A 22358-nucleotide genomic window follows, 5' to 3' on the forward strand; every position below is an offset into this window, starting at 1 on the left:
TTATTTAGCAATTTTCTTAAACTCTTCAAATAAATTCTTGGCTACTAATTCAATATCATATTTTTCTTTTACCAAAGCTTTTCCGTTTTTGGCTAAAAGTTCACAATACTTTTCATCATCTAGCATTTTCGTCAATCCGTTTACAATACTTTCTGAATTCAATTCCACTAAATGAGCAGCGTTACTTTCACGAATACTTTCTCCAAAACCTACTCTATCTGATAATAAAGATGGGATTCCAGAAACTAGGGCTTCAAGTGTTGCAATCGAAAAACCTTCTGAATGTGATGGCAACACAAAAATATCTGCATCTGCAAAAGCTGCTAATTTATCTTCGCCAACCAGCATTCCTACTAATTTGATGTTTTCTTGTAATGATTCCGTGTCAATAAATCGTTCTGTTTCGCTTAAATAGCCGTCATCTGGCCCTGCCAAAACCAAAATACAATCGTTTCTTTTAGCAATAATTGTTTTAAAAGCTGGTAATAATAAATCTAAGCCTTTTTTAATATTTATCCTGCTTAAAAATAATATCAGTTTTTTATCTTTTGGAATATTGTACTTTTCCTTAAAAATGCCATTTTCTGGAAGCTTTTCAAAATTTCTGATATTCATTCCATTCGGAATAATTTTAACATTTGGATGAGCGTGTCCTAAAAAGTTTTGTAAATCATTTTGTTCGTCAAGATTATTGATTTGAATCAATTCAGTTTTGTCCAAAACACTTTTTTGAAAAAGTGTACCAAAAAGTTTTTTCTTCCAATAACCATTTGCCAAAGCCCAACGGTCGAGCAAACCGTGAATTGTCACGCATTTTGGTGTTTTTACTCCCGCTAAATAGGGTGCTAAACCCGCAAAATGCCAAAGCCCGTGAATATGAATTACATCATAATCATTTCCATGTCTTTTAATCCAAAAAAATAACTCAGGCGAAAATTCTGCCCAAAACTTTGCTAACCAATGCCTTTTACACACTACAATTTTAGCTCCTTCTGGCAAAGCGTATAACTTTTGTCCTTCGGTAATTGGTGTTAAAATGGTTACTTCAGCACCAAGTTTTATTTGCTCAACAGCATGGTCATAAATAATTTTGGGCGGTCCGCCTATGTCCCAAGAATAGGCACAAATATTTAAAATCTTCACAGTTTTTATCATTTTGATAAATTCATCAAATACTTCGAAAGTGGCTTTTCAATCATTTTATGAATCAAAATACTTGCAAAAAGAATCAAGATTCCGATAAAATAATTATAAAAAACTGTTTGACCAGCCGACAAAGTACTTCCTAAAATTGAAGGCATTTTATTCAATAAAAGTAATATTGGAAAATGAATCAGATATAAAACATAAGAAGCATCTCCAAGTAAAATCGTAAATTTTGGTACAGTAATAGCACCATTCGCTTCAAGGTTTAACAAAGATATGAGTATAAATCCTGAAGGGAAACCAAAAACCATTACTCGTTGCCAGTAATCAAAATCACTAATTTCAAAACCAAAAATAACAATGATGACAATAGCAATGATGAAAAATAAGCTAGCAACTAGATTACTCAGTTTGAATTGTTCATAATACTTGCAAATGATGAAGCCGAAGAAAAACTCAAGATTATAGCCACTAAAAACGAAATCGTAATATTTGTTGTTGAAAGGATTTCCAACAATCATATTCCATATCGAAATCAGTAAAATGGCTACAGGTATCATCCAAAGTCGTTTTGAGAGAATTAAAATGGCAAAACATACATAAAAAAACAGTTCGAAACTGAGTGTCCAAGTAACTGGATTGATAGCAAAGTGAAAAGGAATTAAGAAATAGGTTTGAAAATAAGCAGAAAATGTGTGAGGATAAGCAGTACTTAAAACCTCTTTATGAAGGAAATTACTCATCAACCAGCCTAACAAAAACAGGCTTGTCATGACTAACCAATAGATTGGAAACACTCTAAAAAAACGTTTTTTGAGGTATTCAAGTAAATAATTCGGTTTACCAAAGTATTGTTTGCTCGTAAAATGAATTATAAAACCACTAATGACAAAGAACAAATCGACGCCAGCAAAGCCAAAGCCAAAAAAATCTCCTAAAAAATTGACTGGAAAATTCTTTTTGATATAGCCACCGATATGATAAAAAACTACCACAAAAGCCGCAAAACCCCTTAAAAACTGAATTGAATTAATTACTTTTTTGGATGACATAATTTTTGATAGCCCTGAAACATTTCTTTTGCCACATTCTTTGGTGAATATTCTTGGATTATTTTTTTTGAAACCTCTCCCATTTTCATCAAATCTAGCTTTTTATCCATAAATTTCACCAATGTCTCTGCTATTTCGTTAACATTTTCTGGATTAAACGTGAATCCATTTTCAGATTCTTTTACTAATTCGGCAGCACAACCACATTTGTTTGAAACTGCTACTGGCAAGCCACAAGCCATCGCTTCATTGACAACCAAACCCCAAGGTTCAGAAGAACTTGGTAAAACTAGCACGTCGCCTAATGATAAGTATTGGGGAACTTTTTGCCAATTTACTCCTTCAAAAAAGAAAACATTTTGTATTGATAAATCTTGAGCATATTGCTTTAAAGTAGATTTTAATTCACCATCACCAAGTATTATTAATCCCCAATCATTATTTTTTTGAGCTATTTTAAAGGCATCAAAAAGTTTAAATAAATTTTTAAACTCAATTAATCGACCTACAAAAATAAAATTATGTTTGGGTAAATTCAGTGAAGTTTGTTTGGTTACTCTTTGCTGATAATTTTGCAGATAAAGTTCTTCAAGCAATTGATTATCGACACAATTTCTATTAACCAACATTTGTGGAGCCTTGGCTCCTAAGGTTAACATATACTCTTTAGATTTTTGACCAAAATTAAAGAATCCATCAAAAAGTTTTATGATAAAAAGTGATTTAAACAACTCTTTAGAAAAGTCACGAGTATGATCACCACTTGTAGATTCATTGGAAAGTACAGTTTTTATACCTTTCAGTTTACAATACCATAGAACAATTAATGAAGCCAAATCGTAATAGCCAGTAAGGTTAACGATATCAGGACGATAGCTTTGAATTGTTCTTAAAATCCCTAGCACTCTTTGTTTCAAACTTAAATCTTCAAGTACTCCATCATGTAAAAGTTGATAGTTGTATTGATGCTTAAATACACTAGTATCATCAAATTTTAATCTGCTTTTTTCAATTCTGGCAAGTTGTAATACCAAAAGCTCAAAACTTTTTTCTTGATTTGAAATTAACTGTAATTCGTTGAAAACAATGGCTTTGTAATGAGCCCAAAGTTGGTTATGAACAATTAAAACCCTCATTTTTAAGAAGTAAGAACAGGTGGTTGAACAGGTAAAAGTTCGTCTTCTGATGAATTATTTTCAGGATTTTTCTCTAAATATTTAACTCCCAAAAAACGAATTGCTACCCCAAAAATAAACCAGTAAGAAGTTCCGTAAGGTTCACCCCCAGTAAAAATCCCTACAAAATAAGTCATATAAAAATAGGCTATAAAACAGGCAAAGGGGTTTACTTTCCATTTTAAAGTATAGATAGCCTCTTTAAAAATCATGTAGTTGAATAACGAAAATGAAACAATTCCTGCCACGCCTAAATCTACAAATGTTTCAATAATCGGTACATCCACATAGATAAACCTAAAACCTCCACCTAATATAAAGGCATAAGGAATTTCTGAAAAAATAAATATGATATTATCAATATTGTTTACTCTACCCAATGCCGAATAATCTACCGTTTTTTCATCTTGTAATCCAAAAGCAGTTAATAACGCTCTTGAAAAAGTATCTAAAAATGTATTATAATACAAATCAATAATATCAACAATCCTCTGCTGAGTACTTATAAAGTAAATTACTCCTGCAATAAACAAGAAAATACCTATTAGATTTAAAGGTTTAAAGATACCTCTAATAAATCCTGAAACAGATTCTCTTGTTACATTGAAATAAAAAAATAAAGCAACTGCAAATAAAAATGCCAGCAATATTGATCTTGCTTGTGCAAGAATAATTACAATTACAGATAGAATTAAGTTTGCGAATGAAAGTAATTTCCAGAAAAGACTTTTTGATTTCAAGAAAAAGTAGGAAGCAAAAACGCCCGCAAAAGCATTTCTTGCATATACGTGAGGGTTTCCACTTGCAGTAGTTGTTCCATCACCAAAAACAACAGTTGCTCTTTGACCAATAATAAATAGCGGATTTGTTGCCATTGAATAAATTAAACATATACTTCCTAAAAAAGTAAGCAAAATAGCAACAGGTAAAAAATAATCAGCAATATCATTCGAAACACTTAGCACCAAAAAAAAGAATGCAAAAATAAAAACGAAGTTTCCTAGATCTCTTATAAATGCTGTCCGGTCTCTATCATATCCAAAAAATGGGTTATAGAACAAACAAGCCAATAATGCAAGAATCAAGAAAAAACTAGCAACCCTAAAAATAGGAATATTAGGTTTATAGAACTTTCTAAAAATATCTGACGGAGAAATCATTAAAATCAAGCCTAAAAATAAGCTTCCAATCGTAAAAGTTGAACTTCCTCCAAAGCCTAAAACTTCTTTAAAAAAGAAAATCAAGGGGTTTCCCATAAATACTATGAACAAACCAAGTGACTGAATACTATATTTAAAATTAAAGTACGCTTTCATAATTACAAAAATAATACATTTAAGCTGTTACTCAGCTAGTACTTTATTAAAACCTTTCTGTTCATACACCCAATATTTTGCTCCTCCGTCTTTATCAAATGCCTTGATTGGTTTATATTTTGCCAATTGCTTAGCACTTATCAAATAATGGTACTGATTTTCTTCAAATTTCTGATAGGCTTCATCACGAACCATACAATGGCTCATCATACTACTTGTATCAAAGAAATAATAAGTATTGAATCGCTTTGAAGAATCACTATGGATGTTTTTTAATGAAATTTGGTATTCAACATCCATTAATTTTTCATCTTCACTAGCAAAAGCTTGAGCAATAATTGGTAAAGCACTCACTTGTTGAGTAGAATCTAATACTGGAATTTTTAATAGTTTACTTAACTTATCTACTCTGTAAGCCTCACTAATATTGGCTTGTTTTTCTCTTTCTAAACAGACTAAATTCTTTGGAATAAATCCATCAAAATCTAACTCTAAAGCAATTGTCTCGTTATTATTTAAAGAATTAATCCAACTAATTGCCTCTGCTAAATTTATTTGTTCAGTAGTCATTCTTTTATTATTACTATATACTCCATAACCAGAATTAAGGATTAACACCAAGCAAAATACAGTTACTAAATATTTCTTTAAGTGTTCTTTTTGAGTCTGGATAACTGCAACAAAGCCAAAACCAATTAAGATAATTGACATCATTGTTGCTGGAAAAAGATGGGAAGGATATAATTGAGCTGACTTTAACGAAGTAAATAAGAAAAATAACAAATTACCTATATACATAAGTATAATTGTTTTGGAAGGATAAATTTTTAATAAAAACCAAGTTCCAACAATCGTACAAAGTGCAAAGAAAATATTCATAGGACTCGATAAAAAGTCCAAGATAAAAGTATAATTAAAAAATGTTGGCATCGGACTTTGGTGCATTTTGATAAAAATTACACCAAAAAAAGATTTCAATACCACAAAAGTATCTGTGAGTGCAAATGGGATAAAAGTAAATACGGCGAATAGAATTACTAAAGAATAATTCAAATATGTTTTAAACGCAATTTTTTGCGCACGTAAATGAATAGCTAGGCTTCCAATGATAAATGGAGTAATAAATAAGAAGATTAATCGCTGAGAAACAGTTACAATAAAAAGTATAAATAAAGTAGTCGCTATTTGTGGTGTGATTTTTTCAGTAAATAAAATTCTAAGAACAACATAAATAAACAAACTTCCTGAAATAGCTTCGGGGCGGATAAGTGTAATAGTCACCCAAATAGATTCTACGCAAACACATAATAATACCAAAATTACTTTTGTATTATTCGTCAACAAAAAATGGGATGATTTTAAAATGAACCGAACAGTATTAAAAAGAATAATTCCGACAATAATAATTTGAGCGGCACGCACCCAAAGGACAAATTCGGCACGATGATTTAAGTAATAATAGGCATTGTCGTCAAAAACCTTCAAAAAATCAGTAATTTGATGGAGGTCAGAAAAATGGCTCACAATTTGTGATACACACTGTATGATAAATAAGGAGTAAGCAATAAAAATACTAGGCAAGCCTGCCCATTCTAAAGTTCTTGGCGTACAGCCATACCAAAGGAAAACGCCAGATTCGCTAATAAAATGTTCGTCGGTAGTATAAGTAACTAATGGAGGAGGAGAAATGATTCCGTAATAAATACTTAGTATTGAAAATAACAGCAAAATTACTGTAGCAATAATCAGTAGGTTTTTATAGAGAATCATAGGACTAGTTTATGTTATGAAAGTATTTTCTAACAAAAAAACCGCTTAGAAAGCGAATCTAAGCGGTTTTTAATAAAGTGATTCCATCAGGATTCGAACCTGAGACCTACTGCTTAGAAGGCAGTTGCTCTATCCAGCTGAGCTATGGAACCTAAAAAAAATGTGTTAATCTGAGATTTTTAAGAGTTGAAAATCAAGGAAATGAATTTTCAAATTCTCAAATCTTCAAACTAACACATTTAAAATGTCGGGGTGGCAGGATTCGAACCTACGACCTCTTGGTCCCAAACCAAGCGCGATACCGGGCTACGCTACACCCCGAAATATTCCCTTGCTAGAAATAGTTAATACTTCTAAGCGGAGAGTGAGGGATTCGAACCCTCGGTACCCTTGTGAGGTACGGCAGTTTAGCAAACGGCTCCTTTCGGCCTCTCAGGCAACTCTCCTTAACACATTTAGTATCGCTTGTGATACTGTCGTTGTGTTTAGGTGATGCAAAGGTACGGCGATTTTTCTATTTCGCAAGCCCTCTCTCAAAAAAAAAATGAAATAATTTTCTCCTTATTTGATAACATTTTGATACAAAATTGATAATCAAAAGGTTATTATAATACTTAGAAGCCAAAAAAAAAATTAAAATTTTTTCAATATTTTCATCTTATTAATCTCATTTTCATAAAAATCAGCTTTTGAGTATAGGGGAAAACTAAATTTTGTATGTCAATGTTCTAACAATAATCTTTAAAAATTCTTAGAAAAAATGATCAATTATCTAAAAATACTATGCTATTCAAGTTTATTTATTTCTTGTTCTTCGATAAATATCATGAAAATGCGTCCGATTGAACAAGAAAGTATTGTTGATAATGGTAAAGAAATCGTCAAACAAGAAAATAATGAAGTAAAAATCGTAGCATCTTATGACGGACGTTACCAAAAATACATGGTTTTCGATGTTGAACTCTTTAACAATACTGATGAACCTCTTACAATTTCTCCAAAAGATTTCAAAGCTATACCTCTTGATGTTAACAAAAATCAATTGACTTCAAATAATGGGCAATACACTTACAGCTACCAAGCTATAGAACCAGAAGAAGAATTAAGCAAAGTTCGCCAAGAAATGAATTATGAGGAAACGAAAATCAAAAGGGCTAAAACGGTTAATACTGTTTTATTTATAGGAGGTATTGTGGCAATGATTGCAAGTTCTTCAAATAGAAACCCTGAAAGAGCTTGGAGAAATGCAAATATAGGAGAAACAATGGTGCAAGTAGCGCAAATCAAACGAATTGCAGACCATGAACATTATTATTCAAGAATGGACAAGCTTAGTGGGGAACAACATACTTGGTTAAATGAAAACTTTAAAGCTACCACTTTAGCTCCTCATACTTCTATCCGTGGTGGTATTTTCTTAGAGGCAAATACTCAAGCAAAATTTGTTCAACTAAACTATGCCTCTGAAAGAAGTAATATCAGTTTTCTTTTTGAGCAATGGTTTGAGAAAAGGTAAAATAGTACAAATTTTAAATAATTTTTAAGGTTTATTGAAACAAGTTGGTTTTCAATAAACCTTTTTTGATTTTCAGTTAAGTGTATTTGCTTATTTTTTCCCACCTTTGCAAACTCAAAATTGAAAATCAAACGATAGCTTATTAACTGCCTATATGTTTGGCTTTCAAACAACAATGTAAAAATAATATTGCATGGAAATCTTAAAAAGTAGTCGTCTTGATTCGCTACGCTACGATATTCGTGGGCCAGTTTACGAAAAAGCTCTTCAATTACAACGTGAAGGCTATAAAATTACTTCGTTAAATATTGGCAATCCGGCGACATTTGGTTTTGAAACCCCTGAGGAAATCATTCATGATATTATCATGAACATTCGCAACGCACAAGGATATGCTGATTCCAGAGGACTTTTCGCCGCCAGAAAGGCCGTTATGCAATATTATCAAAGTAGAGGAGTAAAAAATATTGAAATTGAAGATATATATATAGGTAACGGTGTAAGTGAGTTGATTTCATTATCAATGACTGCTTTGCTAAATCCTCATGATGAAATTTTAATTCCATCTCCAGATTACCCACTTTGGACTACCTCTGTGGGTCTCGCTGGTGGAACACCTGTACATTATGTTTGTGATGAAGCTTCTGATTGGAATCCAGATTTAAAGGATATTGAATCAAAAATCACTAAAAAAACTCGTGGAATAGTTTTGATTAACCCGAACAATCCGACTGGAGCTGTTTATGACAAGGAAATTGTAGAAAGTATCGTTAGACTTGCTGAAAAACATAAACTGATTGTGTTTGCTGATGAGATTTACGATAAAATTCTTTATGATGGAGCCATTCATCATTCTACAGCTGGAATGTCGGAAGACACTTTAATTGTAACGATGGGCGGGATGTCAAAAAATTATCGTGCTGCTGGTTTTCGAGGTGGATGGATGATTTTGACAGGTGCAAAACATAAGGCTAAATCGTATGTTGAAGGACTTACTTTTTTAGCTTCGATGCGTTTATGTGCTAATGTTATTACACAATATGGTATTCAAACGGCTTTGGGTGGTTATCAGTCAATTAACGATTTAGTTGCTCCAACTGGTCGTTTGTATAAGCAAATGCACTTGGCTCACGAAAAACTTGTTTCCATTCCAGGAGTAACTTGTGTCCGACCAAAAGGTGCGATGTACTTATTTCCAAAGTTTGATTTAAAGCAATTTGATTTCAAAAATGATGGTGATTTCGTATTGAGTTTATTAGAAGATCAACGTATTTTAGTGGTTGGCGGAAGAGGCTTTAATTTCAAAGAACCAGACCATTTCAGAATCGTTTTTCTTCCACATTTGGAGCAATTAGAATTAGCGATGAATAAAATCGCACTTCATTTTGATAATCATCGTAAAAAGTAAATTTAGATTTTGGTGAAGATTCATTTTAGCAAAGCTTGCATTCAATAGCTAAATAAGTAATCCAAACCAACAATTTTTAACATAATTTGTTATCTTCGTAAAGAGGTTAGATTTTCAAACATCTAGCCTCTTTTGTGTTTATCTGACTTACTATTTTTATCAATATTCATTCTTAAAAATAATGAACTCGAAATTTTCCATTCTTAGCTCCAAAAGAAATAAATTATTCATCTTTCTATTTGGCATTTTTTTATCAAATGCTATTGTCGCTGAGATTATTGGTGTTAAAATCTTTTCTGTAGAATCTACTTTTGGTTTTAAACCCCTTCATTTACAAACTTTTCTAGGTACTTGGGATATTAACCAAACGGCTGGTGCATTAAACTGGCCATTTGTATTTATTACTTCCGATATTATTAATGAATATTTCGGTAAAAGAGGTGTTAAAAGAGTATCGTATTTAGCTGCTGGTTTTATAGCATATTGCTTTATTATCATTTATGGTGCAACGCTCCTCACTCCTGCTCCTTTTTGGTTAGAAGTAAATAAAGGCACTGATAATTTTAATATTGATTATGCTTTTGGGAAAATTTTCAGACAAGGTTTAGGAATTATTACTGGCTCATTGACAGCATTTTTGATTAGCCAGTTATTAGATGCGTATATTTTTCATGCGATTAGAAAAGTAACGAATGGCAAAAAAATCTGGTTACGTGCCACTGGTTCTACTTTAGTTTCACAGTTAATTGACAGTTTTGTAGTAATTGGAATTGCATTTGTACTTTTCGGAAATTGGACAATTGACCAATGGCTTTCTACTTCATTGAATAGTTACTTGTATAAATTCTTTACGGCAATTTTATTAACGCCAATTATTTACTTGGCTCATAATTTGATTGATAAATATCTAGGAAATGATGTGACGGATAAATTACAAGTTGAAGCGGCTTCTGAAGAGTAAAATTTCACTTCAATACTAGGAGTAAATACATTAAAAAGCCATTAACATCATAAACTTTAAGTTTGAATGTTAATGGCTTTTTTAATGTCAAAATATTGGTTTTATATTTTATAGATACAGCTGAACCATTTTACGCCAATATCGAGCTTTGTGAGCTTCTTCATCCCAGACGTATAATTTATTGACGATTCCTTTCCTCCAAAGAATATCACTGAAATACTTATTATTTTCAAGAAAAGCATCGTCTTGACCAATTGCCAAAATAAACTCTACTCTTCTCAGTTCATTAAGTATATTTTCATCATTAATGTTAGGAATAAATTGAACAGGATTGTTGTAATAAATATTTTCGTCGTGGTAACCATCAAACAAATCCTTGAAAACACCTACTTGCCAAGTTAAATCATAACGTCCACTCATTCCAACAACTCTAGTAAAAAACTGTGGGTATTTTGTAGCAACATTCATAGCATGATAAGCGCCTAAACTACAACCCGCCGAAATCATCGTCATATCTGGATTGATTTGTCGAGTGAAAGGCAAGACTTCATTAATGATGTATTCTTCGTATTGCATGTGTCTTTGAATACGATAACTCGGCGAACTTTCAACACTGTAAAGGCTTTCAGCATCTACGCTATCAACACAAAAGATCTGCAAATAACCTGCTTCTATTTTATCTTTAATCGCATCTATCACATGCCAATCTTCATAATCATAAAAACGAGCACCACGAGTAGGAAAAAATAAAACCCTAGCTCCGGCATGACCAAAAACTAGCATTTCCATATCTTTCTGTAAATAATTACTAAACCATTTATGATATTCTCTTTTCATACTTTTCCTAAAATTGTGGTTTAGAAACACTAGTAAAAATTATATTTGATTTGTAAGCATTACCATATAATTTATATTGATACGTTTAATGAAAAATGCTTGATTAATCATACTACATTTTGATTTTATTGTAAAACAAGGGTTGAAAGATGTTCAACTAGCTTATTTTTTAGTAAATCATGACCCAACTTATTGAAATGTAAACCATCGTTTTGATAGAATCTTGAATCAGGACGATGTTTATCATCCAAATATTGGTCATAAATATCCACAAAATGAAGTTGGTCTCCTCTACTTTTTATTTCTCTCTCAATAATCTTGTTGGTGTATTTTACTTGTTCGTTTAAATACCAACGTTGTGGACTCGGTTTGATGGATATATAAGTACAATCAATCACTCCAAATCTTCTTTGAATATTTTCAAATAATTGAAACAGAAAAAGAAAAATTTCTTCTGGATGACGATTGTTACTTAAATCATTATCACCAGCGTAAATAATTACCGAATTAATTTCTTCAAATTGAGCAAACACTCTATCAAAATACCAAGCACAAGCCGATAAAGTAGAACCTCCAAAGCCTAAATTAACAGGAGAAAATTCTTGAAAATCATGATATAAACTCTCCCAAAGGGTTATTGTTGAACTACCATAAAAAGCCGTTTTGGGTTGGTATGGTAATTTCAAACGCTCTTGCTCTAATCTTTTTACTTCGTCTTCGTACCAAAACATAGCTCCAGAATTTATATAAATGCAAAAAAAACAGAATTGTTTTTCACAGTGGTTAGTAAATAGTTAACAAATCGTTACGGATTTATCTTGAATTTAAATTTAAATAAAATATTGAAAATCAAGCGATTAAACTATGTAAATTCATACAAAAACCTCAAATTTTATCATTTTCCTCTTCTAAGGTTATCACAAATAACCGCAGTGGCTATTCCAGCATTCAAAGATTCGGCTGCTCCGAAGCGTGGAATCGTAATTTTATCAGTTACTAAACGTTCTACTCCTTCTGAAATTCCATTGGCTTCATTCCCAATTACAATGTATCCCGCCTCTGCAAAAACTGTTTCGTGAACATTAGCGGAATCCAAAAAAGTACCATAAACTTTCAGCTTGTTTTCAGAAAGAAACGTCTGCAAGTCTGTATAATAAATTGCTACACGAGTAAATGAACCCATTGTTGATGAAATTACTTTAGGGCTATAAAAATCTACCGTTTCTTTCGAACAAACAATTTTTTTGATTCCGTACCAATCTGCCACACGAATAATCGTTCCTAAATTCCCAGGGTCACGAATATCATCAAGGATTAATACATATTCATTTTCTTGGGCAAATATTTCCTGATTCTCTTTCGTTTTCACCGTAGCCAAAGCCGCATTGTTTGAACTAAATGAACCCACACGTTCTAACTCAGCTTGGGTAACAATTTCTGGACGAATGGGTTGTTTCTCTAAAAGGCTTTCGTTTTCTTTGTAGAAATCATCTGTAACAAAAAGTAATTCTACTTCAAAATCAGATTGAATAAGTTCGAGCACACTTTTTGCTCCTTCTACAATAAAAGATTGATGCTCTTGTCTAAACTTTTTTTGCTGCAGAGAATTAATGTATTTAATTTGATTTTTTGATAGCATCAGTCTAAAAAATTATTGATTATTTATAAAATCTATTATCATTATTATCCTTGAAAAAAACAATCTTCCATATCTCTTTTTTTTCGATAATCATCTATTTATCAGGATGTTCTCCAAAAGGCACTTTAACTGACCCTTTGTTGTATTCACAGACTTTTAAAGGAAATAAAATTGTTACTACCGAAAAACTAGAATCCTTACTTCCACAAAGACCCAACAAAAGAATACTTAAAACGCCCCTTACACTTGGACTGTATTTTCACCAGCTTTTTGCTCAAAATTATCCTAATCAAAAGATAAAATGGCAAAAAGAACTGACAAAGTTAAACGAGGATTTCGACCGTGTAGCAAATTCAATTGATAATAATTCTTTGGCTTTCTTAAAATTATCAAAAGAGAAAGAAAGTAAAGCACAAAAACTTACTAAAAAAATCAACGAAGGCAACTGGGGAATGCGCACTTTTGGCGAAGCTCCCTCCTATTTTTATGAAGAAGATGCCAAGAAAAATGTTGAAAAAGTAAAGACTTATTTCAAAAATCATGGCTTTTTCAATTATGCTGTAAGCTACAAAGCTGATAGTCTTTTCTTCAAAAAAAGAAGTATTGCCGTTACTTATTTGGTAAATGAAGGAAATTATTATCCTTTTTACAAAACCGATTCTTTGGTTACACCAGATAGAGCTATTTATGCTATTTTAAAGAAAAACCAATATCAAAGTCTGCTAAAAAATGGTAATCGTTTAGAAGTTGAAACTTATAATGCAGAAAAAGCTAGAATTGAAGAATTATTGAAAAACAATGGTTACTATCATTTTACAAAAGAGAATGTAAGTATCCGTATTAATGATTTAGATACTGCCATTACAAAAGGAATCGAAGCAATTACCTTTGTACCAAATCCAGACCGACCTCCACAAAATCCAAATTACAATAAATCGTATTTGCTTAATAAAGTAACATTTATTTCGGATGGTACTTCGCCGAATATTCCAAAAGCAAAGGTTGACACCGTAGTTTTTGGCAATATTCAGTACTTATTTGTGAATAAAAAATTCTCAGAAAAGCTTTTAGATACCAAAATTGATATTCGTCCTAATGAACCTTATAGTCTTCAAAAAGTAACCTTAACACAGAAGAAATTGTATGGACTTGACCAGTTTCAATTCACCAGAGTAAATTTTGATACAACCAAAGGGGTTTTGGACGCCACCATTTATGCTCGTCCTTTGGATAAATATCAGTTCACTGCTGAAACAGGTGGAAGTATTTATAAATTGGTTTTAGGTCCTTTTTTTAATACTTCTTTTAAGCTGAGAAATTTAAGAGGAAGTGCTAGTTCCTTAGAAACAAACTTTCGCTTTGGTTTCGAAGCCCAAGCAGGTTTTATTCGTCCTGATATTGTGAGTAGAAATTTAGAATTAGGGTTTAACTCTTCTATTATCATTCCAAAAATTTTAGCACCCAATTTTATCGCTCAAAGATTGAATGATTTTACGCCACAAACACGTTTGGGCGGTGGGGTTGAATTTGTAGGACGACAAGAATATAACCGTTTGAATTTCAAAATTAACCAAACTTATTTATGGAGACCTTCGCCAAATAAATTCTGGCAGGTTTCTTTGATTGACTTAAACTTACTTTCTACTTCGTATCCAAATAACCAGCAAGCTCGTGATTTCAAAAACTTTTTGGATAGCCTTCAACGCTATGCTGGTAATAATTTAGGACGAAGTTTTAATAAATCTTTCGTTTCAAGTATTAGTGCTTCTTATACTTATACCGACAATCCTTATGGACAAATTACTAAAGGAAATTATTTAAGAGTACTCTTAGAATCTGGTGGAACTACTCTTAACTTTTTCCCGAAAGGCAAAATAGGTTTTGTAGCAGACGTTTTTGGTGATAGTTTACAATTCTATCGTTTCTTGAAAATCAATGCTGATTATCGAAGATACCTTGCTTTAAACCCACAAGGAAATTCCATTTTTGTCTATAAAATCAATACAGGTTTAGCTTATGCTTATGGTACAGAAAGAGGTTTACCTTATGAAAAAAACTTCTTTGTAGGTGGACCAAACAGTTTACGTGCTTGGAAACCTAGAGGCTTAGGGCCTGGTTCTGCTCAAGGTAATTTTGACCAACCCGGAAGTATTCTTCTTGAAGCAAGTGCAGAATATCGTTTTAAAATTTTAAGATTTTACGGAGATTATAATATCAACGGAGCATTCTTTGTAGATGCTGGTAACGTTTGGCGTTTTCGAGGACAAAATACGGAAGGGATTACTGGTAGCGATTTTCAGTTTGATAGATTTTATAAAGAAATTGCTGTTGGAACTGGTTTTGGCGTTCGTGTAGATTTATCTTTTTTTGTATTGCGTTTAGATTGGGCTGTAAGGATGTTAGACCCATCTTTACCTGAAAACAATCGTTGGGTTTTATTTAAACCTAGCGAAAAACTGCCTTCTACTTATCGTAATCCATTGGTTTTAAACTTCGGAATTGGTTATCCTTTTTAATTGCAACAATTTACTGACATTCTGTCAGACATAACAATATTTCTTCGTAATTTTGCCCTTCGTCACAGCTTGTGATTCCATTAGTCCAAAAATAATTTTCACGTTTGCTCAATCATTTGTAGCAAAATTGGTGAACAAAAAGATATGAGAAATTTAGAAATACTTTCTGAAGAAGATAAAGAAGCTTTAGATCTTCCACGTACTACTGTGGATGAAATAGGAAAACAAGACAAAAAGAAACTTTACATCGAAAGCTACGGTTGCCAGATGAATTTCTCTGACAGCGAGATTGTTACTTCAATTTTACAAGAAAATGGCTATGCGACAACGTCTCTATTCGACGAAGCAGACGTTATTCTTTTGAATACTTGTGCCATTCGTGATAATGCCGAGCAAAAAGTAAGAAATCGTTTAAAGAATTTTACTCATCTCAAGAAAAAACGTCCGAGTTTGGTCGTGGGTGTTTTGGGCTGTATGGCTGAACGTTTGAAAACGAAGTTTTTGGAAGAAGAAAAAATCGTTGATGTAGTAGCAGGGCCAGATTCATATCGTGATTTACCTAATTTATTTGAAGAAGTAGAAGAAGGAAATAAAGCAATTAACGTTTTCTTATCTAAAGAAGAAACTTATGCAGATATTTCACCCGTTCGTTTGAATTCAAATGGCGTAACAGCTTTTGTCTCAATCATGCGTGGTTGCGATAATATGTGTTCATTCTGTGTAGTTCCTTTTACTCGTGGTCGTGAACGTTCTCGTGATGTTTATTCTATCTTGAAAGAATGTCAAGATTTATTAGACAATGGCTACAAGGAAGTTACTTTATTAGGTCAGAATGTTGATTCATATAAATGGGCTTCTGCTGATGGAACAGAAACAGTCAATTTTGCTCAATTATTAGAAAGAGTAGCCTTAATTAATCCTTTATTGAGAGTTCGTTTCTCAACGTCACATCCAAAAGACATTACCGACGAAGTACTTTACACCATGAAAAAGTACGAAAACATCTGTAATTATATTCACTTACCAGCGCAAAGCGGAAGCAGTAGAATCTTAAAATTGATGAACCGTACTTACGACCGTGCTTGGTATATCAATCGTGTGGATAAAATCCGTGAAGTATTGGGCGAAGAATGTGGAATTTCTCAAGATATTATCGCTGGTTTTTGTACAGAAACCGAAGAAGACCATCAAGATACGCTTTCGTTAATTGAATACGTTCGTTATGATTACGGTTATATGTTTGCTTATTCTGAGCGTCCAGGTACGCCTGCGGCTAAGAAATTAGTAGATGATATTTCTGATGATGAAAAGCAAAGACGTTTGGCAGAAATAATTGCGCTTCAACGCAAAATTTCACAGGAACGTAATGAAATGTCGATTGGAACGATTCAAAAAGTGTTGATTGAAGGTGACTCTAAACGTTCAGCGGATTTCTTACAAGGTAGAAATGACCAAAATAAAATGGTGATTTTGCCAAAAGGAAATCATCAAAAAGGCGATTATGTGAATGTAAAAATCACTTCATGTTCGTCGGCTACTTTGTTTGGAGATGTAGTGTAAAAAGAAATATCTGCCTTGTTTAAACAGATTCATTTCATTTTTACAAAAAACACTTATTCAAATGCAAACGTCCGAACTACAATCCATAAAAGCCCGATTTGGTATTATCGGCAATTCTCCAGCATTAAATCATGCGATTGAGGTGGCTTCACAAGTTGCCCCAACCGATATGACTGTGCTGATTACTGGAGAAAGTGGTTCTGGGAAAGAATCATTTTCAAAGATTATCCATAATCTTTCTGCCAGAAAACATGGACAATTCATCGCCTTAAACTGCGGTGCAATTCCAGAAGGAACGATTGATTCTGAACTTTTCGGACATGAAAAAGGTGCTTTTACAGGTGCAATTGATGCCCGAAAAGGTTATTTTGAAGTAACCGATGGCGGTACGATTTTCTTAGACGAAATTGCTGAAATGCCTTTGGGAACACAAGCTCGTTTGCTAAGAGTATTAGAAAACGGCGAGTTTATCAGAGTAGGTTCTTCTAAAGTTCAGAAAACAAATGTCAGAGTCGTTGCAGCAACTAATATCAATTTGATGACTGCCGTTGAACGTGGTAAATTCAGAGAAGATTTATATTATCGTTTAAATACTGTTCCGATTTTTGTGCCACCTTTACGTGACAGAGGAATGGATATTGAATTACTTTTCAGAAAATTCAGTAGTGATTTTGCAGAGAAATATCGTATTAAACCAATTCAGCTTACTTCTGATGCCCAACAAATTTTGTTGACTCAACGTTTTCCAGGAAATATCAGACAATTAAAAAATCTTGCCGAACAGATTTCTATTCTTGAAACCGATGAAAGAATTGTGGATGGCGAAAAACTAGCTCATTATCTTCAGATGAATAATGGAAAAATGATGGGCAATAGTTTGGTTAGAAGAGATTTTGAAGCACAACAAAACGATAATTTCACCGAAAGAGAATTACTTTACAAAATTCTGTTCGACATGCGAAAGGATGTAACCGAATTAAAAAGAATGTTCTTAGAAGTATTGCAAAATGGTGAAGTGAATCCAGATATTCTGAAACAAAATGAAAGTCTTTTCCAAAACATCGAAAAGGAACGTTCATTTCCATTCCAGCCTAATTATCAACCTGAATTTAACAGTCCGAGAACATTACCGCCAACAGCGAATAATTTTTCGAACAATCAGCCTGATAACGAATTAACAATTATTAACTTAGGAAATAATAATGCTGAGAATAAAAATGCGTTCATAGACGTTACCCACGAAGCCGAAGAAGTATCTTTCTCTTTAGAAAAACAAGAAAAAGACATGATTATCAAAGCTTTACAAAAAAATAAAAACAAGCGTAAATATGCCGCACAAGATTTGGGAATTTCAGAAAGAACATTGTACCGAAAAATCAAACAGTATGATATTGAAGAAGAGTAAAACTCCTTTTTGGGCTTCCTCAAAACTTAGCATTGTTGCTCTTTTAAGTTTGAGTATGTTAGTTTTAAGTGGCTGCTATTCTTTTCGTGGAGCTAGCTTAGACCCCAATTTAAAGACGATTCAAATTCAAAACTTTGCCTTTCAAACGGCTGGTGGACCTGCCAATTTAAGTTTGACTTTCAACGAGAAAATCAAAGAGTATTTTCAAAGAAACACTTCATTGAAAATGACAAACAGTAATCCTGATTTGATGTTTGAAGGTGCCATCACAGCTTTTGATGTAGAAGCACAAGCACCCACTGCAAATGATAAAGGTGGTTTGAATAGGTTGACGATTCGTATTCAAGTGAAGTTTACGAATGCCAAAGATGAAAACAAAAACTATGACCAAGAGTTTTCTTTTTATCAAGATTTCCCTCAAACACAAACTATTACGGCGGCTCAAGGCACTTTAATACCTAAAATACTTGACCAAATTGTATTAGATATTTTCAATAAAACAGCGGGAGAATGGTGAGTTAAGAATGATGAGTTGTGAGTTTTAAAATATTGATTTAAAGCAAATCGATTCTCTTAATTCACTTTTTCTGTATTAGAAAGCATAATTTGTGACTCTTGAATCACTTTTTCTGTATCAGAAGACATCATTTGTGACTCTTGAATCACTTTTTCTGTATCAGAAGACATCATTTGTGACTCTTGAATCACTTTCCCTGTATTAGAAGACATCATTTCTGACTCTTGAATCACTTTTTCTGTATCAGAAGACATCATTTGTGACTCTTGAATCACTTTTTCTGTATCAGAAGACATCATTTGTGACTCTTGAATCAATTTTTCTGTATTAGAAGACATCATTTGTGACTCTTGAATCAATTTTTCTGTATTAGAAGCCCATTACTCAAAGCTCAAAAGATAGCTATTGATAAAATGACTAAAGAAACCTTTACATATTTAGTGGCTAACCTTTCAGAAGTTTCAGCTCTTGAAATTAATGGACTGGAAGAAACCATTCAACAATATCCATATTGTTCGCTTGCTCATACTTTGTTGGCAAAAGCTTATGAAAACGATGACCTTGCCAAACAAGCAAAACTGCGTAAAGCTGCCGCTTATTCATTAAGCAGAAATGCCCTTCGTAGAATCATGAATGGAACTTTTACAAACCATTCGAACGTATCTACAACTGCAAAATTCGATTCTAATTTCTTAAGAAAGCTAGAAACTATCTTAGAAGCCAAAGAAGATGAAGACAAACGCAAACAGCAAGAGTATCAGCAAGAAGTATTATCCGATAAAGAATTCTTGAGTTATTCAACCGTTGCAGAAGATATGTTGTTGAATGAAATAGCTCAGAAACAACAATTGCAAAATACTATTATTGAGAACTTTTTATTGAAAGACCCAGGCTTAATCAGAAGTAGTAAAAGCCAGCTTGAAGCGATCGGTAAACAAGAAGATTTATCCTTGAATAGTGGAAAATTAGACAAAGGAATTGTGACTGAAAGCTATGCTAAAATCCTTACAATGCAAGGTAGGAAAGAGAAAGCAATAGGAGTTTATGAGAAATTAATTTTGAAATTCCCAGAAAAAAAGGCGTACTTTGCAAGCAAAATTCAAGAGCTATCAGAATTTTAAATTTACCATTATTATTTAAGGACTTGTCAGCTCGTTTCAGTGAGTTTAAAAATATTAGAATTTCATTTTCAAATTTTCAAATTAAAATAAAAGATGTTCGGAGCAATTATCGTAGTTATTTGCATCATTGCAGTGTTATTAGTATTTGTAGTATTAGTTCAAAATCCAAAAGGTGGTGGTTTATCAGGAGAATTCGGAACGGCTGGTGCAAGTCAAATGTTTGGTGTTCAACGTACAGGAGACCTTTTAGAACAAATTACTTGGGGAGGTGCAATCACTATCGCTTTATTAGTTTTAGCTACTAAGTTTATCACTCCTACTGAAAGTGCTGAAACGTTCAAATCAGTAAATACAGAGGCAGCTTCTAAGAAAGCAGGTATTCCAGCAGCAGCTCCTGCATTAGGAACAAACCCTACTGATACTTCAAAAAAATAAGGTTTATAACATTAAATAGTTTTCGGAATACTGTCTAATTCAGACATATTTTACAATTAAATTAATTAGAATAGCCATTTTAGTTAAGATAGTTAATGCGAGACTTAATGAAAAAATATCAATACTTAATTTTAGCAAGCATACTAATGCTTGCTTTTTTTTTACGCTTTCATAACATCGGCGAACACGGATTGGCGGGTGATGAGAAGTACTCTCTCTTCGTAAGTCAGTTTACAAGTTATGAAGGGAACAATCAGAAAGACTCTGTTCGCAAACCTAAAAATCCTTATTTCACACCTCAGGAATTTTGGTCTAAAAAAGATTATCACGATTTCTTCGATTCAATTGCTCGCTTAGATACTGGCAATGGTGCACTCTATACTTATTCGCTTCATTACTGGACGAGTGCCTTTGGTTTATCTGACCAAAGTTTGAGATTCCCGTCGTTGATATTTAATTTGCTGACTATTTTAGTCATCTTCGCTTTCGTCAAAACACATTTTCAGTCTGTTCGTTTAGCACTTTTAGCATCCTTCCTAGCAGCGATTTCTCCTTTTTACATCAATTATTCGCAGGTAGCTCGTAATTATGCTTTACTATATTTCCTTTCAATTTTAGCTACTCATCTGCTATTATTGATTATTAAGAAAGAAGAAAAAGCCGAAAAACCTTTTGGATATTACTTACTTTACGGCTTAACAGTATTAGCTTGTGAGCTTTGCCATTTTTCTACATTCCCATTATTTTTCATTCATGGTTTATATGTAGTTTTTCATGTAAGAGTTTTACGTACTTGGATTGGACTGAGTTTATCAATGATTATTCCTTTGATTGGCGTAATACTTTGGTTAAAATCAGATGGTGGAAAATGGTTGTTCGACTATGTACAAAACAGCGTAAAAACCTATAATTATCTCGCTCAAAACTCGCCAGATGAATACCTGTCGGTAGCTACAGTAAAGAATATTGCCCGACAAATTCGTCATGTAATTTCTTGTGCTTTTATCAGTAGTGAAGGACTTTATCTTCATTTATCTGGATTACGTAATACTTTATTGACCATTGTAGCTTCACTGGCAGGAATCATAGGATTCATCTTAATAAAATCAGAAAAGCTAAAAATTGCACTTTGTACTTCAATGGCGATTATAATTTTAGTTTTCTGTACTGTAGCTAAAATGCAGTTTTTGGTATTAGGTTTAAATATTACTTTATTATTTATCTTGATAAATCTTATTTGGAAGAATAGGAAAAAAGCAGAAAACAAGCTAATCTTGTTTCTTTTGTCCTTAGTTGTTTTGCCTTTTGTTTTCTTGATATTTTTCTCTTGGCAAGATGGCAATACTTTCAGAATCATGCCAAGGTATGTTGGTTACTCCTACTCATTTGGTATCATCTTAGTTACTTTGTTAATTAAAGAAATTTGGTACTTCAAATCAAATGCAAAGTATGTTTTACTAACAATGTGTTGTGTACAGTTTTACTTGTTGACGGGCATCATCCAAAACATTTGGCTAGATAATCCACCACGATATTTTATGAGTTTTGCAGAACCACGTAAAAACAATCCATATCAGTTAGTGGCAAGTAAAATTTTACAAAATTATGCCGAAGGCGATACTGTATTATATTCTAATCATCAAGATGCTACACCGGGCGGAAAAGATATTCCTTCCTTTTCAGTTGTTGATGCTCAACTTACTAATTTTTATTTGCCTAAAAACTCGCAAATTAATCAAAGAGTAAATCAACAAGAACCTGAAAAAATTATCTTGAAAAAGAAAAATGGAACAGAGATTATTCTCTTTGATTTTGAAGGAGTAAGATTTAGATATTAAACATAGAAACATGAGTCATCCCGAACTTTCTCTTGAGAAAGTAAGTTTTAAAAAATTTAATGTTTTTTGGATTTATTCTCGTCCTTACTTTTTGTCTTGATACAAAAAGTAACAAAAAAATCAAGAATTCCTAAACTCGCTTCGCT

19 protein-coding genes and 3 tRNA genes are annotated in these 22358 nt (G+C 32.7%); 10 read left to right on the plus strand and 12 right to left on the minus strand.

Annotated features, from left to right (window positions below):
• The 8 genes from VB776_RS01675 to VB776_RS01710 all read right to left on the minus strand — a co-directional run bounded on the left by VB776_RS01675 (position 1) and on the right by VB776_RS01710 (position 6905).
• Positions 1–1143: a glycosyltransferase gene (locus tag VB776_RS01675; protein ID WP_323325387.1), complete on the minus strand. Its 1143-nt coding sequence runs from the start codon at positions 1141–1143 to the stop codon at positions 1–3.
• An 8-nt stretch (positions 1144–1151) separates the two neighbouring features.
• Positions 1152–2198, minus strand: coding sequence for an acyltransferase family protein (locus VB776_RS01680; protein ID WP_323325388.1), 1047 nt, complete (start codon positions 2196–2198; stop codon positions 1152–1154).
• Complete coding sequence (locus VB776_RS01685) at positions 2180–3334, minus strand: glycosyltransferase family 4 protein (protein ID WP_323325391.1); 1155 nt, start codon at positions 3332–3334, stop codon at positions 2180–2182. The genes VB776_RS01680 and VB776_RS01685 overlap by 19 nt, the downstream gene beginning before the upstream one ends.
• 2 nt (positions 3335–3336) lie before the next feature.
• The gene (locus VB776_RS01690; protein WP_323325393.1) at positions 3337–4629 is read right to left on the minus strand and encodes a hypothetical protein; all 1293 of its coding nucleotides are present in this window, start codon (positions 4627–4629) and stop codon (positions 3337–3339) included.
• 87 nt (positions 4630–4716) lie between these two features.
• Positions 4717–6459, minus strand: a complete 1743-nt coding sequence (locus VB776_RS01695) for a hypothetical protein (RefSeq protein WP_323325395.1) — start codon at positions 6457–6459, stop codon at positions 4717–4719.
• Between the two features lie 78 nt (positions 6460–6537).
• A tRNA-Arg gene (locus VB776_RS01700) sits at positions 6538–6611 on the minus strand.
• Positions 6612–6706: 95 nt separating this feature from the next.
• Positions 6707–6780, minus strand: a tRNA-Pro gene (locus VB776_RS01705).
• A 37-nt stretch (positions 6781–6817) separates the two neighbouring features.
• Positions 6818–6905: transfer RNA gene (locus VB776_RS01710), tRNA-Ser, on the minus strand.
• 314 nt (positions 6906–7219) lie between these two features.
• On the opposite strand from VB776_RS01710, the gene VB776_RS01715 reads away from it, so the two are divergent.
• From VB776_RS01715 to VB776_RS01725, 3 genes are all read left to right on the plus strand, one after another.
• Positions 7220–7975: a hypothetical protein gene (locus VB776_RS01715; protein WP_323325397.1), complete on the plus strand. Its 756-nt coding sequence runs from the start codon at positions 7220–7222 to the stop codon at positions 7973–7975.
• A gap of 193 nt (positions 7976–8168) precedes the next feature.
• Positions 8169–9383: a pyridoxal phosphate-dependent aminotransferase gene (locus tag VB776_RS01720; protein ID WP_323325399.1), complete on the plus strand. Its 1215-nt coding sequence runs from the start codon at positions 8169–8171 to the stop codon at positions 9381–9383.
• Positions 9384–9564: 181 nt separating this feature from the next.
• Positions 9565–10344, plus strand: a complete 780-nt coding sequence (locus VB776_RS01725; RefSeq protein WP_323325401.1) for a queuosine precursor transporter — start codon at positions 9565–9567, stop codon at positions 10342–10344.
• A gap of 108 nt (positions 10345–10452) precedes the next feature.
• On the opposite strand, the gene VB776_RS01730 is transcribed toward VB776_RS01725, so the two are convergent.
• From VB776_RS01730 to VB776_RS01740, 3 genes are all read right to left on the minus strand, one after another.
• Positions 10453–11181, minus strand: coding sequence for an esterase family protein (locus VB776_RS01730; RefSeq protein WP_323325403.1), 729 nt, complete (start codon positions 11179–11181; stop codon positions 10453–10455).
• Positions 11182–11306: 125 nt separating this feature from the next.
• On the minus strand, positions 11307–11912 hold the full coding sequence (locus tag VB776_RS01735) for a GDSL-type esterase/lipase family protein (protein ID WP_323325405.1): 606 nt from the start codon (positions 11910–11912) through the stop codon (positions 11307–11309).
• Positions 11913–12076: 164 nt separating this feature from the next.
• On the minus strand, positions 12077–12820 hold the full coding sequence (locus tag VB776_RS01740) for a TrmH family RNA methyltransferase (protein ID WP_323325407.1): 744 nt from the start codon (positions 12818–12820) through the stop codon (positions 12077–12079).
• Positions 12821–12870: 50 nt separating this feature from the next.
• Between VB776_RS01740 and tamL the strand changes: the two genes are divergently transcribed.
• From tamL to lptE, 4 genes are all read left to right on the plus strand, one after another.
• A complete protein-coding gene (tamL, locus tag VB776_RS01745; RefSeq protein ID WP_323325409.1) occupies positions 12871–15336 on the plus strand; it encodes a translocation and assembly module lipoprotein TamL in 2466 nt (821 codons plus the stop codon).
• Positions 15337–15480: 144 nt separating this feature from the next.
• Entirely contained in the window at positions 15481–16896 is a 1416-nt protein-coding gene (gene miaB / locus VB776_RS01750) for a tRNA (N6-isopentenyl adenosine(37)-C2)-methylthiotransferase MiaB (protein WP_323325411.1), read from the plus strand.
• A 61-nt stretch (positions 16897–16957) separates the two neighbouring features.
• Positions 16958–18301, plus strand: coding sequence for a sigma-54 interaction domain-containing protein (locus tag VB776_RS01755; RefSeq protein ID WP_323325413.1), 1344 nt, complete (start codon positions 16958–16960; stop codon positions 18299–18301).
• Complete coding sequence (lptE, locus tag VB776_RS01760) at positions 18282–18818, plus strand: LptE family protein (protein WP_323325416.1); 537 nt, start codon at positions 18282–18284, stop codon at positions 18816–18818. Before VB776_RS01755 ends, lptE begins: the two co-directional genes overlap by 20 nt.
• 56 nt (positions 18819–18874) lie before the next feature.
• Here the strand turns inward: lptE and VB776_RS01765 are convergent, their stop codons facing one another.
• Positions 18875–19177, minus strand: a complete 303-nt coding sequence (locus tag VB776_RS01765; protein ID WP_323325418.1) for a hypothetical protein — start codon at positions 19175–19177, stop codon at positions 18875–18877.
• Positions 19178–19231: 54 nt separating this feature from the next.
• Between VB776_RS01765 and VB776_RS01770 the strand changes: the two genes are divergently transcribed.
• The 3 genes from VB776_RS01770 (at position 19232) to VB776_RS01780 (ending at position 22212) form a co-directional block, all read left to right on the plus strand.
• Positions 19232–19939, plus strand: a complete 708-nt coding sequence (locus tag VB776_RS01770; RefSeq protein ID WP_323325421.1) for a hypothetical protein — start codon at positions 19232–19234, stop codon at positions 19937–19939.
• 93 nt (positions 19940–20032) lie between these two features.
• Positions 20033–20374: a preprotein translocase subunit SecG gene (gene secG / locus VB776_RS01775; RefSeq protein ID WP_184135550.1), complete on the plus strand. Its 342-nt coding sequence runs from the start codon at positions 20033–20035 to the stop codon at positions 20372–20374.
• Between the two features lie 107 nt (positions 20375–20481).
• Complete coding sequence (locus VB776_RS01780; RefSeq protein ID WP_323325424.1) at positions 20482–22212, plus strand: glycosyltransferase family 39 protein; 1731 nt, start codon at positions 20482–20484, stop codon at positions 22210–22212.
• Positions 22213–22358: the final 146 nt, after the last annotated feature.

Source organism: Arcicella gelida (assembly GCF_034931025.1).
GTDB lineage: Bacteria > Bacteroidota > Bacteroidia > Cytophagales > Spirosomataceae > Arcicella > Arcicella gelida.